The organism is Stenotrophomonas sp. YJH_SMC_12-1 (assembly GCF_059370935.1).
Map to the genome: position 1 here is coordinate 454140 of NZ_JCAFUD010000003.1, position 16310 is coordinate 470449.

The following is a 16310-nucleotide window of genomic DNA, read 5'->3' on the forward strand; positions in this document are numbered from 1 at the left end:
CACCCGCCGAAACATTCAAGCAACGGCAACAGCAACAGCCAAAGTGCGATTTCCGTGTTGTGGCGGGGTGGGTCCGGGTGCGGGGGCGTGAGCCGCATGGATGCGGCGACCGAGCTTACATGGACGTACTTGCAGCGCCCCCCGCACCCGGACCCGCCCCGCCATCCCTCAGGAAGCCCGCCGTTGCTGTTGCTGTTGCCGTTGCTCTGGCCCCTGCAGGTGCAGGGCCGCAGGCCCTGCCGACCCACCCTAATCCTCGACCGGGAAGTCCTCGATCGGCTTCAGCACATCGTAGTGCTCGCGATGCAGCTTGCCCTTCAGCTTCGGCAGCTCCGGCAACGGCGCATCCACGCGCGTGTCCGGCAGCCGGTCCAGCAGGTTGCGCACCAGCGTCAGCCGGCCGAGCCGCTGGTCGTTGAAATCCACCAGTGTCCACGGTGCCGCCTCGCGATGGGTCGCGCGCAGCATCGCCTCGCGCGCCTCGGTGTAGGCGCTGTACTTGCTGCGGGATTTCAGGTCCACCGGGGAGAGCTTCCAGCCCTTCAGCGGATCGAGATGGCGCTCGGCGAAGCGCTTCTCCTGCTGCTCCTGGTCCACGCACAGCCAGTACTTGAACAGCAGGATGCCGTCGTCCACCAGCAGCTCTTCGAACACTGGCGCCTGGCGCAGGAACTTCTGGTACTCGGTCTCGCTGCAGTAGCCCATCACCCGTTCGACGCCTGCGCGGTTGTACCAGCTGCGGTCCATCAGCACGATCTCGCCGGCGGCGGGCAAGTGCGAGGCGTAGCGCTGGAAGTACCACTGCGTGGCTTCGCGGTCGGTGGGCTTGGGCAGCGCGACCACCCGGCACTGGCGCGGGTTGAGGTGCTGGCTGATGGCCTGGATCGCGCCGCCTTTACCTGCGGTATCACGGCCTTCGAACAGCACCAGCAGGCGCTGTCCGCTGTGCTGCACCCAGCGCGCCATGGCGGTCAGTTCCAGCTGCAGCGGCAGCAGCAGTTCGTCGTAGTCCTTGCGCTTGAGCTTGGCCATCGTCACACCACGCGGGGAGGAAGCCCGAGCGTAGCGCAGGGGCTGCCCAGGCGACGTCGACGCCGGGTAGAGTCGACGGTCAGTCGACTATCGCGCGCAGCGCGGGGTTTTCGGCTTCCTGCCGAGGGCAGTCGACTCTACCCAGTCGACGTCATCCAATGGACGTTACCCAGCCGACATTACTCAGCCGACATTACCCAGTCGGTTCGGTTGTTCCCAGCCAGCCGTGTTCGCGCGCCAGCTGCTGCACCAACGCCGACAGATCGCGGGCAAACCCGCCCATGTCGAACAGCCCGCTGCGCTCGCGCGCCTGTGCCAGTTCAGCGCGCAACGCCGCCAGTGCTGCAGGGTCGTTGCCCAGCGTGCTGGCGGTGGTGATGAACGCCGCATCGTCGGCGACATTCATCCGTGCCATTCCCAGATGGTGGTTGAGGCTGCCGGCCACGCGCGCGGCGAAGGTGTCACCCGGGCAGGTCAGCACCGGGCAGCCGGCCCATAGTGCGTCGGACGCGGTGGTGTGCGCGTTGTACGGATGCGTGTCGAGGAACAGGTCGGCCAGCGGGTAACGGGCCAGGTACTGCGGATGCGGCAGCTTGGCCATGAACACCAGGCGCGCCGGGTCCAGGCCGGCAGCCTGCGCGGCAGTGCGCAGGCGGGCGTCGGCCTGGCCCGGTCCGGACAGCAGCCACAGTACGCTGCCGGGCACTGCCTGCAGCACTGCGAAGGCACGGCCCATGCTGCGCGGGTTGAGCTTGTAGCTGTTGTTGAAACAGCAGAACACCACGCCCTGCGCGGGCAGGCCGCAGTCCGCACGGGTCGGCGCAGGCTCCAGCACGCGCGTATTGTCTGACGGCTGGAAGGCTCGTGGCAGGCGCAGCACGCGTTCGCTGTAGCACGGCTCCAGTGCCGGCGGCAGGGCGAAGGCATCGCCGACCACCGCGTCCATCCACGGCGCCCCCGACGTGCCCGGATAGGCCAGCCAGTTCAATTGCAGCGGGGCAGGGCGCATCGCCAACACTTCCGGCGTGCCGCCACCGCCCCAGCCGCGCAGGTCGAACAGCAGGTCGATGCCCTGTGCGCGGATGCGTGCGGCGGTATCGGTGTGTCGCAGGCCAGCCACATCATGCAGCTGCGCGGCTGCCTGCAGGCGCTGGCGAATGCGGCTGCCGTCGTCGCGGTTCAGCGCGAACAGATGCAGTTGCAGTGCGGGGTCGCGACGCAGCTGCTCGAACAGCGCCACGGTCAGCAATCCGGTCGGATGTGCGCCGAACCCATTGGAGAGGAAGCCGACGCGCAGCGGGCCGTGCGGGCACACCGTTGCCGGCGGCAATGGCCGCACCGAGGCAGCCACGGCCAGCGCACGGGTGTGCGCGCAGGCCAACTGTTCGGCAGCGCTGGCGTCCTCGCTGAGGAAGGCGAACGGCTCGACCACGCCCTGGCCGCTGGCAACGGCGGCGCGCACCTGTGCCGCCAGCGTGTCCAGGTCCTGCCAATCGCACAGGCGACGCTGCCAGGCCAGGCGCTGGGCGGCGATGTACGGCTCGGCCGGCATCAGCCCATGCGCGCGTCGATAGGCCGCCGACGCGCCTTCGGCATCATCGGCATCTTCCAGTGCATGGCCCAGCCACAGCGCAATGCCGGGATGCTGCGGTGCCAATGCCGAGGCCTGGCCGAGCAGCTTGGCCGCATCGCCATGTGCACCGGCCATCCACGCCACGCGGCCCAGCCGTGCCAGCGCTTCGGGGTGATTCGGGCGCAGCTGCAGCGCACGTCGCGCGGCCTGTTCGCCGGCAGCGATGTCGCCGGCTTCCAGTTCCACGTCGGCCAGCATCACCCAGGCGACGAAGTCGTCGGGCTGGCGGGCGATCGCTTGCTGCAGTTGCTGTCGCTGCTGCCAGGCCGACATCGTGCTCAGCCTGCCGACAGCTGGGCCAGGGCGTCGACCTGGTGTTCGTGGCTGAGCCGCTGCAGCAGCGGATCGAGGTCGCCGGCCAGGATGTTGGGCAGGTCGTACAGGGTCAGACCCTCCACGCGGTGATCGGTGATGCGCCCCTGCGGGAAGTTGTAGGTGCGGATGCGCTGGCTGCGATCACCACTGCCGACCTGCAGGCGCCTCGACTCGGCCTGCGCCGCGTCCTGGCGTTGGCGCTCGGCGTCGAGCAGCTGTGCTTTCAGGCGCTTCATCGCCTTGTCGCGGTTGGCGTGCTGGCTGCGTTCGGTCTGGCATTCCACCACCACGCCGGTCGGTACGTGGGTGATGCGGATCGCCGACTCGGTCTTGTTGACGTGCTGGCCACCGGCGCCGGAGGAGCGGAACGTATCCACCTTCAGGTCGGCCGGGTTGATGACGATGTCATCGACTTCGTCGGCCTCCGGGATGATTGCCACTGTGGCCGCCGAGGTATGGATGCGGCCCTGTGATTCGGTGGCCGGCACGCGCTGCACACGGTGCGTGCCCGATTCGAACTTCAGGCGCGAGAACGCACCACGGCCGACCACCCGTGCCACCACTTCCTTGTAGCCACCGTGCTCGCCGGGATTGTCCGATTCGATCTCGACCTTCCAGCCCTGGCGCTCGGCATAGCGGGCGTACATGCGGAACAGGTCGCCGGCAAAGATCGCCGCTTCATCGCCGCCGGTACCCGCGCGCACTTCCAGGAACAGGTTGCCTTCGTCGCGCGGGTCGCGCGGTACCAGCAGCAACGCCAGCTCCTGCTCCAGTTCCAGCAGGCGCGCCTGCGCGGCGGCGATTTCCTCGTCGGCCAGCTCGCGCAGGTCGGGGTCGGCGCGCATGCCTTCGGCGGCGGCCAGATCGGCCTTGGCACGTGCTTCATCGGCCAGTGCAGTGGCAACCGGTTCAAGTTGGGCGAATTCGCGCGAAAGGTCGCGGAAACGGGTGTTGTCGGCGACCACGTCGGGTTCGGCGAGCAGGCGTTCCAGTTCTTCGCGGCGCTCGGCCAGCGCTTCCAGCTTACGGCGCAGGGTCGGCGTCATCGGGTCTCACGGGTGGGTGGCGGTAACCCGGCGTAGCCGGGAACAGGCGCTCGGCGGCGCGGGTCAGGTCGGCATCGCCGCTCAGTGCGGCAGCGCGCAGGGCAGCGGTAGGAGGATGCAGCAATCGATTGGTCAGGCCGTGGGCCAGCAGTTCCAGCACTTCGTCGGCCGGCTTGCCGTTGGCCAGCTGCTGGCGCGCGCGTTCCAGCAGTTCAGTGCGGGTAGCCTCGCCGAACGCACGCAGCTGTCGTAGCGGCGCCTGGTGGGCGCTGGCCTGCTGGGTCTCGATAAAACGCGATACCTGAAGGTCGATGATCGCCTCGGCCTCGGCGGCCGCCTCGCGGCGTCCGCGGCGGTTGTCTTCCACCGCGCGCTCCAGGTCGTCGACGGTGTAGAGAAAGGCGTCGTTGAGCGTGCCGACCTCCGCCTCGATGTCACGCGGCACGGCCAGGTCGAACAGCAGCATCGGCTTGTGCCGGCGCGCGCGCAGGGCCTTGGCCACCATCTCGCGGTGGATCACCGGTTCGCGCGCAGCGGTGGCCGAGAACACCACGTCGGCCTCGCCCAGATGGCGGTCCAGTTCGGTCAGCGGCAGGGCTACGCCACCATGGCGGCTGGCAAGTTCCTGCGCGTGGGCGAGGGTGCGGTTGGCGATCAGCAGCCGGCGTACCTTGCCTTCGCTCAGGTGCCGTGCAGCCAGTTCGATGGTCTCGCCGGCACCGACCAGCAGCACGGTGGAATCGTCCAGCCGCGCGAACGCGTTCTGCGCCAGGCGCACCGCCGCCGACGCCACCGATATCGGGTTGGCGCCGACCTGGGTATCGGTGCGCGCACGCTTGGCCACCGAGAAGGTCTGCTGGAACAGGCGGTCCAGGCGCTGGCCGAGCAGGCCGTGGTCACGCGCGGTCGACCATGCGTCCTTCACCTGGCCGAGGATCTGCGGTTCGCCCAGCACCATCGAGTCCAGGCCGGTGGCGACCCGGAACAGGTGGCGTACGGCTTCTGCATCGGCATGCTGGTACAGGTAGCCCTGCAGGTCGCCGGCCTGGGCCTGCAGCCATTGGTCCAGTGCCTGTGCCGAGTCGGCCACGGCATACAGCTCGGTGCGGTTGCAGGTGGACAGCAGCACCGCCTCGGCGATCTGCGGAGTATCGCGCAGCGAACCGAGCGCGCGCGGCAACGCCTCACCGGCGAAGGCCGCGCGCTCGCGCAGCTCCACCGGTGCGGTCTGGTGATTCAGTCCGAGCACCCACAGGGTCATTGTTCAGTTGCTTGCGATAAGCTGCTGGCCATTGGACGACATTTTAAGGCCCCGATGCCGACGATGCCCGCATTGATTCGCATCCCCAGTGTTCTGCTGCTGTCCCTGGCCTGCAGCCAGGCCCTGGCGGCGGTGCCGGCCAAGGCCCCCGTACGGGCCCCGGCCACTGAGGAACTGGCGCTGGAACCGGTGATGGCCGGTGAGTTCGCGCTGCAGGCCGGCAAGCTGGCCGAGGCGGCCCGCTGGTACCTGCAGGCCGCCCAGCAGACCGACGGCGACGCCGGCCTGGCCGAGCGCGCGACCCGCATTTCCATGCTCGCCAACGATGACGCCAGCGCCGCCAAGGGCCTGGCCCTGTGGCAGCAGCGCGCGCCCAGCTCGTTGACCATGCGCAGTGCCGCTGCCGCGCTGGCCATGCGCCAGGGCGATGTGAAGGCAGCGCGTGGCGATCTGCAGGCCTTGCTGGCCGACCCGGATGAACGTGGCTGGAAGTTCGCCCTGGCCGCCCTGATCGGCGGCGGCCGCGACCCGGCAGTGCCGGCGCAGGTGCTGGGCGAGCTGGTCGACGCCAACGCCATTCCGCCGAAGATCGAGGCGTGGCAGGAGTTCGGACGCCTTGCCCTGCGCATGGACAAGCCCGAGCTGGCGCGGCGCATGATCGATGAAGTGGTCAAGCGCTTCCCCGAGGAACCGCGTGTGGCGCTGCTGCGCGCCAGCCAGCTGCAGCAGGCCGGGGAGACCGGCAAGGCGCTGTCGCTGCTGCACGATGTGGAGCCGAAGACCCGACAGGACCCGGAACTGCGCAATGCAGTGGCCATCGCCTACGACAGCCTCGGCCAGCCGTCCGCCGCCGAGCGCGTGCTGGCGTTCGGCCCGCAGGACGTGCAGACCTGGGGCATGCGCGCCTCGCTGCTGGCCAAGCAGGGCGACAAGGCGGCGCTGTCCAACCTCTACAACGAACTGTCGCGGCAGGCGGCCAAGCCGGACCCGGCGCAGCGCCTGCTGCTGGGCAAGATCGCCGAATACCTGAAGCGTTATCCCGAGGCGGTGCAGTGGTACCACAGCGTGCCCGGTGGCGATGAACTGAGCGAGGCGCGCCTGCGCGCGGCCAACGCCCAGGCCCTGGCCGGGCGCCTGCCGCAGGCATTGGATGAAGTGCACGCGATCCAGTCCGATGCGGTGGTCGACGACGATGTGCGCCGCGATGCCTACCTGCTGGAGGCCGAACTGCGCCAGCGTGCTGACGACAGTGCCGGGGAGCTGGATGCGCTGGCCCGCGGCCTGGCCGCCTACCCGGATGACAACGGCCTGCTGTACGCCCGTGCGCTCACCTGGGAACGCCGCGACGAGATCCCGCGCGCCGAGGCCGACCTGCGCAAGATCCTGGTGACCGACCCGGAGAACGTGCCGGCATTGAACGCGCTGGGTTACACCCTGGCCGATCGCACCGGTCGCCTGCAGGAAGCGCTGGAGCTGATCGACCGCGCCCGCGTAGCCGAACCGGACAACGCTGCCATCGTCGACAGCTATGGCTGGGTGCTGTACCGCCTGGGCCGCAAGGAAGAAGCACTGGTGCAGCTGCGCCGTGCCTGGACCCTGGCCAAGGACCCCGAGATCGCCGCCCATGTCGGCGAAGTGTTGTGGGTGCTGGGCAAGCATGACGAGGCCCGCCATTTCTTCGACGAAGCGGCCAAGCTCGACCCCGAAAACCGCGCGCTGCTGCGCGCCCGCGAGAAATTCAATCCATGAGTGTTTCCCTGATCCGGCCGCTGCTGTTGGCAACTGCGGCCCTGGCGTTGACCGCCTGTACCAGCGTGGGCACGCAGAAGACCCCGGCGCCGGCGGTGGTCGAGGTTGTTTCGGCCGAGGCGGCGCAGGCCGAGGCGGCGCGCGTGGCCGCGCTGCAGGCACAGCTGGACTGGACTTTCCAGGGCCGGGTCGCGGTCAGCAAGGGCAAGGACGGCGGCAGCGGACGCATCGACTGGAAGCAGGAAGGACGCCGCTATGTGGTTGAGCTGAGCGCGCCGGTGACCCGACAGAGCTGGAAGCTGACCGGCGATACCCATTCCGAAGCCGGTCGCCTGGAAGGACTGGCCGGCGGGCCGCGTGACGGCGAAGACGCCCAGCAACTGCTGCTGGAGGCGACCGGCTGGGACATCCCGGTCAACCAGCTGCCGGCGTGGATCCGTGGCCTGGTGGCCGGTGATGCGGCCGGTCCGGAGAAGGTCGAGCGTGATGGTGAAGGCCGGCCGCGTCGCATGCAGCAGATGGGCTGGCAGGTGCAGTACCTGGACTGGTACCCGGCCGAGGCCGGGCGCCCGGCGCTGCCGCGCCGGATCGAGGCCGGCAATGGCGACGCCAAGGTGCGCCTGCTGGTCGACCAATGGGGGCAGGGCACCCCATGAGTGCAGGGCGCGATGATAAGGGCTGGTCCTGGTGGCCGGCCCCGGCCAAGCTGAACCTGTTCCTGCACATCAACGGCCGCCGTGCCGATGGCTACCACGAGCTGCAGACCGTGTTCCGCCTGCTGGACTGGGGCGATCGCATCGGTCTGCGCCTGCGTGAAGACGGCCAGGTGCGCCGGCAGGGCGAGGGGCTGGCTGGCGTGGCCGAGGCGGATGACTTGGCGGTCCGCGCCGCGCGGCTTCTGAAAGATGTGGCCAATATCGTGCAAGGCGCAGACATCATCGTCGAAAAACACGTTCCTGCAGGCGGTGGCTTTGGCGGCGGTTCGTCCGACGCGGCTACCGTACTGGTGGTGCTGAACCGGCTCTGGCGTGCCGGTCTGGATGAGGACGCGCTTGCTGCGCTGGGCCTGCGCCTGGGCGCTGACGTGCCGGTGTTCGTGCGCGGGCGCAATGCCTGGGCCGAAGGGGTGGGTGAGCGCCTGCAGCCGATCGTGCTGGAGCCGGCCTGGTATGTGGTGGTTGAACCGGGTGTTCATGTTCCCACCCCGGCTCTGTTCGCAGACCCGGATTTGACGCGCGGCAGCCCAGTGGCGAAAATAGAGGACTTCGCTTCCGGGACCCTGGTCGGGAACGCGTTCGAACCGGTGCTGCGCCGCCGTGAGCCTGCCGTCGAGGCAGCGTTCGCCGCGTTGAGCAATATCGGCACGGCGCGGCTGACCGGTTCGGGAAGTGGTTGTTTCGTCGAGTTCGCATCGCAGTCTGCCGCAGAGCAGGGACGGTCGAAGTTGCCGAAGGAGTTGCGGGCAAGGGTGGCAGCGGGCGTTGCGCGTTCGCCACTGCTGGATGCACTCGAGCAACACTGATTTATCAATGCAGGGGCGTCGCCAAGAGGCCCAAGGCACCAGGTTTTGATCCTGGCATTCGTAGGTTCGAATCCTACCGCCCCTGCCAATAGCGGCTGTGTCCGCGCCTTCCAGCGCATCGCCCGCGCGGGACGTGGAAACAACCGCGGTGTTGTCAGCAGCAAGGGTCCATCGGGGTCCTTGCCGACTCCGGATCCCCGCCACTCGTCCCCGCCCGAGACAATCATGATGCAAGAGTCCCCGAACCTGCTGGTCTTTTCCGGCAACGCCAACAAACGTCTGGCGCAGAACATCTGCAAGGAACTGGGGGTTCGCCCGGGCAAGGCGCTGGTCTCGCACTTCTCCGATGGTGAAGTGCAGGTGGAAATCGAAGAGAACGTCCGCAAGCAGGACGTGTTCGTGATCCAGCCGACCTGCGCGCCGAGCGCGGAAAACCTCATGGAACTGCTGGTGCTGATCGACGCGCTCAAGCGCGCATCGGTAGCCAGCGTGACCGCCGTGGTGCCGTACTTCGGTTACTCGCGCCAGGATCGCCGCATGCGTTCCTCGCGCGTGCCGATCACCGCCAAGCTGGCGGCGAAGATGTTCAGCACCGCTGGCGCTGATCGCGTGCTGACCGTCGACCTGCACGCCGACCAGATCCAGGGCTTCTTCGATATTCCGGTGGACAACGTGTATGCGTCCCCGCTGCTGCTGGCCGACATCTGGCGCGCCTACGGCACCGAGAACCTGATCGTCGTGTCGCCGGACGTGGGCGGCGTGGTCCGCGCCCGTGCCGTGGCCAAGCGCCTGGATGACGCCGACCTGGCGATCATCGACAAGCGCCGCCCGCGCGCCAACGTCTCCACCGTGATGAACATCATCGGTGACGTCGAAGGCAAGACCTGCGTGATGGTCGATGACATCGTCGACACCGCCGGCACCCTGTGCGCCGCTGCCGCTGCCCTGAAGGCGCGCGGTGCGCTCAAGGTCGCCGCCTACTGCACCCACGCGGTGCTGTCGGGCCCGGCGGTGGACAACATCACCAATTCCCAGCTCGACGAGCTGGTGGTGACCGACACCATCCCGCTGAAGGACGCGGCGCGGGTGTGCAGCAAGATCCGCCAGCTGAGCGTGGCGGAAATGCTGGCCGAAACGATGCGCCGCATCGCCTTCGGCGAGTCGGTCAGCTCGCTGTACGTCGACTGAGTTTTTCGCCCCTGCCGGCAACGGCGGGGGCATACCCGGATGCTTCTGGTCGCGGAAGCATCTTCAACCGCCACGCCGCGGGGCGCGGCAACAACCTGAGTAGTCGAAAATGTCGAAGACCCATGAAATCAAGGTCACCAAGCGTGAACTGCAGCGTAAGGGTGCGAGCCGCCGCCTGCGTCACGCCGGTGTGATCCCGGCCATCGTGTACGGCGGCAACGCCGAGCCGGTCGCCATCAGCCTGGACCACAACGAAATCTGGCTGGCCCAGCAGAACGAGTGGTTCTATGCCTCGATCCTGGACCTGAACCTGGATGGCCAGGTGCAGAAGGTCCTGCTGCGTGACATGCAGCGCCACCCGTACAAGCAGCTGATCATGCACCTGGACTTCCAGCGCGTGAACGAGAACGAAGCCCTGACCGCTTCGGTCCCGCTGCACTTCGTCAACGAAGACACCTCGCCGGCCGGCAAGGCTGCCGACGTCGTGGTCACCCACGAACTGAAGGAAGTGACCATCACCTGCCTGCCGAAGGACCTGCCGGAGTCGATCGAAGTCGACCTGGGCGAGCTGAAGGCCGGTGACGTGGTGTACCTGTCCGACATCAAGCTGCCGAAGGGCGTGGAAATCCCGGCCCTGGCGCTGGGCAAGGACCACGACGACGCCATCGTCACCGCCAAGGCCGGCAAGGCCGACGAGGCTGACGAAGAAGCGGCTGCCGCCGAGTAATACCGTTACGGTGCCTGCCTCCGGGCAGGCACCGTACTGGAAGGAACCATGGCAGGACTGCGACTGATCGTCGGTCTGGGCAATCCCGGATCGGAACACGCCCGGACCCGGCACAATGCCGGGTTTCATTTCGTTGAGGCCCTGGCGGAGAAAGCCGGTGCGCGATGGAATGTGGACAGCAAGCTGTTCGGTGAGACCGCCAAGGTCGAGATCGCCGGGCAGACGGTGTGGCTGCTCAAGCCCGCCACCTTCATGAACCTCAGCGGCAAGTCGGTCACCGCCGCACAGCGGTTCTGGAAGATCGAACCGGAAGAAACCCTGCTCGCACACGACGAACTGGACCTGGCGCCCGGCGTGGCGCGGCTGAAGTTCGACGGTGGCCACGGCGGCCAGAACGGCCTGCGCGACACCATCCGCCTGCTCGGCCACGGCAAGTTCCATCGCCTGCGCGTGGGCATCGGCCATCCCGGCCACAAGGACCGCGTAGTGGGTTGGGTGCTGGGGCGCCCGTCCAAGGAGGACGACGTGCTGATCGCACGCGCCATCGACGATGCGATCGACGTGCTGCCGCTGGCGGTACAGGGCGATTTCAGCGAAGCGATGAAGCGGCTGCACACCCCGAAATAAGCGGTAGGTACCGACCGTTGGTCGGTGTGGAACCATCCAATCCGCTAGGTACCGGCCGTTGGTCGGTACGGAGAATGATTGGAAAAGCAGCGCCCAGGCCGCTGTTTCCCCAATCACTTTCACCCCAGAGAGCTGTCACCCATGGGTATCAAATGCGGCATCGTCGGCCTGCCCAACGTCGGTAAGTCGACCCTGTTCAATGCGCTGACCAAGGCGGGTATCGCCGCGGCGAACTTCCCGTTCTGCACCATCGAGCCGAACGTCGGCATCGTGCCGGTGCCGGACCCGCGCCTGAACGAGCTGGCGGGCATCATCAATCCGCAGAAGGTCATCCCGACCGCGGTCGAGTTCGTCGACATCGCCGGCCTGGTGGCCGGTGCCGCCAGCGGTGAAGGCCTGGGCAACAAGTTCCTGGCGCACATCCGTGAGGTCGATGCGATCACCCACGTGGTGCGCTGCTTCGAGCACGGCGACATCGTGCACGTGGCTGGCAAGGTCGATCCGATCTCGGACATCGAAACCATCGACACCGAGCTGGCGCTGGCTGACCTGGACAGTGTCGAGAAGGCGCTGAACCGTGCCGAGCGTGCGGCCAAGGGCGGCGACAAGGACGCAGCGGCGCGCAAGCCGGTGCTGGCCAAGCTGCAGGCTGCGCTGTCGGACGGCAAGGCCGGTCGCTCGGTCGGTCTGGACGAGGAAGAGAAGGCGCTGGTGCGCGACCTGTTCCTGCTGACCCTGAAGCCGGTGATGTACATCGCCAACGTGCTGGAGGACGGCTTCGAGAACAACCCGCACCTGGAAGCCGTGCGTGCGCATGCTGCCGCCGAAGGCGCGCAGGTGGTGCCGGTGTCGGCCGCGATCGAAGAAGAGCTGTCCCAGCTCGATGACGAAGACCGCGATACCTTCCTGGCCGACCTGGGCCTGAGCGAGCCGGGCCTGAACCGCGTGATCAACGCGGCCTACAGCCTGCTCGGCCTGCAGACCTACTTCACCGCTGGCGTGAAGGAAGTCCGCGCGTGGACCGTACGCAAGGGCGCCACCGCCCCGCAGGCTGCCGCAGTCATCCACACCGACTTCGAGAAGGGCTTCATCCGCGCCGAAACCATCGCGTATGACGACTTCATCAAGTACAAGGGCGAAGCCGGCGCCAAGGAAGCCGGTCGCCTGCGCCTGGAAGGCAAGGAATACCGCGTGCAGGAAGGCGACATCCTGCACTTCCGCTTCAACGTCTGATCCAGCGGCATCGGATCGACCCCGGACGCCCCGCCCAATGCGGGGCGTTCGCGTTTCCGGTAATGGACAAAAAAACACCACGCTGCGAAACGCTTGCGGTGTGACGTTCGCCGGTACTTGTCCACAGCAAACTCCCATCGCTTTCCACGTCGGGTGTGGAAAACCGGCGAACCTGATGCAGCGCCGAGCCCATGCTCGGCTGCGATGGACGTGAGCTGAGCGTGGGCTCGGCGCTAGACGCCTCAATCGTTCCGCGTGGACAAAATTTCGCCACGTATCGAAACGCTTGCGTGGCAACATTCCCACCCACTTGTCCACATCAAATCCAAACCGCTCTCCACGCCGGGTGTGGAAAACCGCGGATGGGCATGGACAAAAATTCACCACGCGCTGAAACGCTTGATGCGTGGCGCTCACCGCCACTTGTCCACACCTAACCCCCATCGCTTTCCACGCGGCATGTGGAAAAAGCGCCCGGCACTCCCTTGCCGGGCACTTCCCGCATCACCAGGTGTACGACACGCCCATCTGCGCACCGACATCGCGGAAGCCCATGCCACCGCTCTGCCCGCTCAATTCACCCCAGCCTCGCCAACCGCCGGACAGATTCACCTGCACACCGGCCTTGGCTTCGTAGATGTCGCGCGGCAGCTGCCGCTGCAGGCGCTCGCCGTCCATCGCCAGGCCTGCGCCATTGCCGCCGGACCACCAGTTCACCGCCACGTACGGGTGCACCTGGCCCTGCGCCGGGCTCAACCCGCGGCTGTACAGGCGCAGGCCGAGGCGGCTGCTGGTCTCGCTACCGCCGCGGTCCTCGACCACCGTGCCGTTGGCCTCGACCACGCGGTCGCTGTCATAGCGGCTATGAACCACCTGCAGCTGCGGTTCCAGGTAGATGCCGCGCTGCGCGGTGCGCCGCAGGGGGAGCACATAGCCGGCTTCGGCCGACGCACTCCAGTTGCGGGCGTCATAGCGCTCCTTCTGCAGGCCTTCGCCCTGCACGCTGTTGCGGAAGCGGCCGTATTGCAGCCAACCATCCACATAGGCGCCGCCCTGCATGCGTGCATCCTGCAGCCAGGTGGCATACGCGCCCACGCTGGTGCCGGTGACCACGCCCCGCGCGGCGTAGCCGGTCACCTGCGATCGGCTGTCATTGCGCGCACGGCCGTGGCCGAGCATCGCACCTGCCTGCAGTTCGCCCGCGCCAACCACCTCGAAGCGGCGGCCGACGCCGACCAGCACGCTGCTGATCTGCCCATCGACCTGGACCTGGCGGTTGCGGTCGTGGCTGTCGGGCTGCGCGCTGCGAAGGTGCATCCAGGCCACGGCATCGCCGCTGACGCCCGCTTCGGCGGCGGGATCACCGGCGCGGTCGTGCAGGCTGTGCCGGAACATGCCCAGCGCGGCGCTGCGGTTGGCCAGGTAGGCCGCCGGTTCCGGGCGTTCCACCTGCGGGCGCGGCGGATCGATCGGCGGCTCCGGCGGCAATGGCGGATCGACCGGCGGTTCCGGCGGCGACGGCGGATCGACCGGGGGATCTGGTGGCTGCGGCGGATCAATCGGTGGCTCCGGTGGATCGACCGGCGGCGCGTATTCCGAACGCAGGTACCAGTTGCCATCATCCGGGGTCGACACGCCGCCCTTGAACAGGAAGTAGTCGTAGGCACCGGCGACCGCGCGCCCCTGCAGGCTGAACTGTGCATCCGACTGGCCAGCCACGGTGATCAGGCGGATGCCCTCCTGGGTCAGTGCACCGGCGCCGCCGGCGTTGCGCACGCTCACGCTGGCAGTGCCGCTGCTGTTGCCGTTGATCACCAGCTGGTCGCCGAGCGAGGTGTCGTCACCCAGTGCGCGGTTGAAGATCCACTGGCCACCGTTGCCCACGTAGTCGCCGCTGACAGTGACGGTCTTGAAGCCGTCCGCCGCCGGCGCATCGAAGGCGATGGTGCCGGCGTGCTCGAGCGCGCCGACACTGGAACTGGCACGCACGTTCCACTGGCTGCTGCCATCCAGCGCCAGCTGTGCGACCTGGTAGCCGGAGTCGTTGCGCAGGGCGCCGCTGAAGGAAGTGCCGTCGCGCAGCACCATGCGAACATCCGCGGTCGCGCTGTCGACGATCACGTCGCCGCTCAGGCGGCTGTTGTCCGCGGTGATGCGGATCTCGGACGTTGCCACCGAGCTGCCATCAGTGAACACGGTATCGCTGACCCTCAGCAGTCGGCCGCCAACCAGGTCACCTCCCTGACGGGCGATAACGGCGGTATTGTTGAGTGTCAGTTCGTGGTTGCTTCCCTGCAGCCACAACGCAGGGCCGTCCAGGGTCTCGATCTGGCTGTCGTTGAACACCAGCCGATCCCAGTAGGGACCAAATACGGTGATGTAGGAACGATAGGCGCCCGAGTTCGTTCCCAGCGCCTGGATGTGCAGGGCGTCCGCAGTGAGCTTTGCAGTGTTCATCTGCACGATGCCGAACGAGGCTGCGCCATGGGTGGTGATCGAGCCGCCCTCCAGCTGTATGTCCGCGGTACTGCCGCCCAGGAACACACCACCGGACACCGCACCGTAGGTCGCAATGTCGAGATTCCTGGCACGGATCCGGGAGTAGGGCGTTGGAGGGTTGCTGCCGGAAGCGCGCAGGCCGTAGACGCCATCGCCATGGGTATCAATGCTGCCACCGGTGATCGTCGCGGTGCCACCCCATACGTCCACACCGTGGCCATACCCGTTGTCACCAAAGGTGCTGATCACAGTGTTGCTCAGGTCCGCCAGCGAATCGGCACCGGACAGCCAGATCCCGGAACTGCCATCGCGCACGGTGAAGTGCGCGCCCTCGGCGGTCAACTTGCCCCAGCTGTTGACGTTGACGCCGTAGCCGCCGATGCTTTCAAAGCGGGCATTGGTGATTTCCGCTGTGGCGAACGTTCGACTGGTCCGGTTTCCCATCAGTCGGATGCTGCTGCCGTTGGCGGTGGCGGTGCCCCCGGTGATGCGGAGGATCCCCCCGTTGTCAATGTCGAAGTTGCCATTGATGACATCCACGTCGCGCAGCGACAACACGCTTCCGCTGCCGCTTGCGGACAGGCGGCCGCTGGAACCGTTGGTCGCCTGCGCGAACGTCATCGCCAGTGATTCCAACGAAAGCAGTGCGCCGCCGTCGGCATAGATGGCGCGGCCGGCACCGTTGCTGATCGTGGTACCCGATACATGCAGCTCGCTTCCACGTCCGCTGGAATACAGGGCATGACCATCGCTGCTTACACTGCCGCCATCGAGCCATATCTTGCCGCCGTTGGTGGCGTTGACCGTGCCGTAGCCGGAACTGTTGCGATAGGCATTGATGACCAGGTTGCTGGCGTGGATGACACTGCCGATGCCGGTTGCGTTGAGCGCATAACCGACGCCTGAACTTCCATTGCCAAGCTGTATGTGACCTCCCTGTACAAGAACACCGCCACCTGCGGAGGCCTGGATTGCGCTGCCGCCGCCGGTGACATCGACGCGCGTGCCATCGAGCGTTGCCGTGCTGCCGGCTCCGTTCACGTCCAGGGCGAAGCCGCCCATGGAGTGCAGCAGGGTATCGCTCGCACCCAGCTGCAGGGTCTGGCCATTGATGACCTTCAGCGGCCCGGTCAGATCGGCAGCGTGGACCGGCAGCGCCGCCCACAGGGCGGTGGCCAGCAGGCTGGGAAGGAGGGGGGCAGGCGCGAGGCGCGCGCGCCCGGGCGCACGGCGGTACCGTGTGGGGGAGGCGTACATTCTGTTGGACTTCCTGTGGCAGGGCGCAGCACGGCTGCGCGAACTGGCGCGGCAGTGCCGCGTCGCTGCGGAAGCCACACGCGATGGCAGCTGCAGGCGCCATCGGACTTCCGTCCCCCAGGGCGGCGCAGCTACTGCCGGCAGGCGCACCAAGGCGGGATGCGTCCAGCCTAGAAATCGGCGCTGTCCTATGGAATCAGGCGTTTCCTAAAGCCGGTGCA

The 16310-nt window shown here is 67.4% G+C and carries 12 protein-coding genes and 1 tRNA gene; 8 read left to right on the top strand and 5 right to left on the bottom strand.

The window, feature by feature from the left end; genetic code table 11:
* Positions 1–249: 249 nt before the first annotated feature.
* The 4 genes from ppk2 to hemA form a co-directional block, all read right to left on the bottom strand.
* Positions 250–1032, bottom strand: coding sequence for a polyphosphate kinase 2 (ppk2, locus tag AC5P8Y_RS08205; protein WP_049404320.1), 783 nt, complete (start codon positions 1030–1032; stop codon positions 250–252).
* Between the two features lie 193 nt (positions 1033–1225).
* Positions 1226–2938: an O-linked N-acetylglucosamine transferase, SPINDLY family protein gene (locus AC5P8Y_RS08210; protein WP_049430277.1), complete on the bottom strand. Its 1713-nt coding sequence runs from the start codon at positions 2936–2938 to the stop codon at positions 1226–1228.
* A gap of 5 nt (positions 2939–2943) precedes the next feature.
* Positions 2944–4026, bottom strand: a complete 1083-nt coding sequence (gene prfA, locus AC5P8Y_RS08215) for a peptide chain release factor 1 (RefSeq protein WP_024957328.1) — start codon at positions 4024–4026, stop codon at positions 2944–2946.
* On the bottom strand, positions 4004–5287 hold the full coding sequence (gene hemA / locus AC5P8Y_RS08220; RefSeq protein WP_049404323.1) for a glutamyl-tRNA reductase: 1284 nt from the start codon (positions 5285–5287) through the stop codon (positions 4004–4006). The genes prfA and hemA overlap by 23 nt, the downstream gene beginning before the upstream one ends.
* A 63-nt stretch (positions 5288–5350) precedes the next feature.
* On the opposite strand from hemA, the gene AC5P8Y_RS08225 reads away from it, so the two are divergent.
* From AC5P8Y_RS08225 to ychF, 8 genes are all read left to right on the top strand, one after another.
* The gene (locus AC5P8Y_RS08225) at positions 5351–7036 is read left to right on the top strand and encodes a tetratricopeptide repeat protein (protein ID WP_172798048.1); all 1686 of its coding nucleotides are present in this window, start codon (positions 5351–5353) and stop codon (positions 7034–7036) included.
* Positions 7033–7692 (top strand): lipoprotein insertase outer membrane protein LolB, encoded by a 660-nt coding sequence (gene lolB, locus AC5P8Y_RS08230; RefSeq protein ID WP_049404325.1) that lies wholly within the window; start codon positions 7033–7035, stop codon positions 7690–7692. The genes AC5P8Y_RS08225 and lolB overlap by 4 nt, the downstream gene beginning before the upstream one ends.
* Entirely contained in the window at positions 7689–8558 is an 870-nt protein-coding gene (gene ispE, locus AC5P8Y_RS08235; protein ID WP_495201897.1) for a 4-(cytidine 5'-diphospho)-2-C-methyl-D-erythritol kinase, read from the top strand. The genes lolB and ispE overlap by 4 nt, the downstream gene beginning before the upstream one ends.
* Positions 8559–8569: 11 nt before the next feature.
* Positions 8570–8646, top strand: a tRNA-Gln gene (locus tag AC5P8Y_RS08240).
* A gap of 140 nt (positions 8647–8786) precedes the next feature.
* Positions 8787–9746 carry a ribose-phosphate diphosphokinase gene (locus tag AC5P8Y_RS08245; RefSeq protein ID WP_005415400.1) on the top strand — a complete coding sequence of 320 codons (960 nt, stop codon included), beginning with the start codon at positions 8787–8789 and terminating at the stop codon, positions 9744–9746.
* A 109-nt stretch (positions 9747–9855) separates the two neighbouring features.
* Complete coding sequence (locus AC5P8Y_RS08250; protein ID WP_005408191.1) at positions 9856–10473, top strand: 50S ribosomal protein L25/general stress protein Ctc; 618 nt, start codon at positions 9856–9858, stop codon at positions 10471–10473.
* Between the two features lie 48 nt (positions 10474–10521).
* Positions 10522–11100, top strand: a complete 579-nt coding sequence (gene pth / locus AC5P8Y_RS08255) for an aminoacyl-tRNA hydrolase (RefSeq protein WP_049395820.1) — start codon at positions 10522–10524, stop codon at positions 11098–11100.
* A 141-nt stretch (positions 11101–11241) separates the two neighbouring features.
* The gene (gene ychF / locus AC5P8Y_RS08260) at positions 11242–12333 is read left to right on the top strand and encodes a redox-regulated ATPase YchF (protein ID WP_005408193.1); all 1092 of its coding nucleotides are present in this window, start codon (positions 11242–11244) and stop codon (positions 12331–12333) included.
* Positions 12334–12837: 504 nt separating this feature from the next.
* Here ychF and AC5P8Y_RS08265 read toward each other — a convergent pair.
* Positions 12838–16089, bottom strand: a complete 3252-nt coding sequence (locus tag AC5P8Y_RS08265) for an autotransporter outer membrane beta-barrel domain-containing protein (protein ID WP_049430286.1) — start codon at positions 16087–16089, stop codon at positions 12838–12840.
* Positions 16090–16310 lie beyond the last annotated feature (221 nt).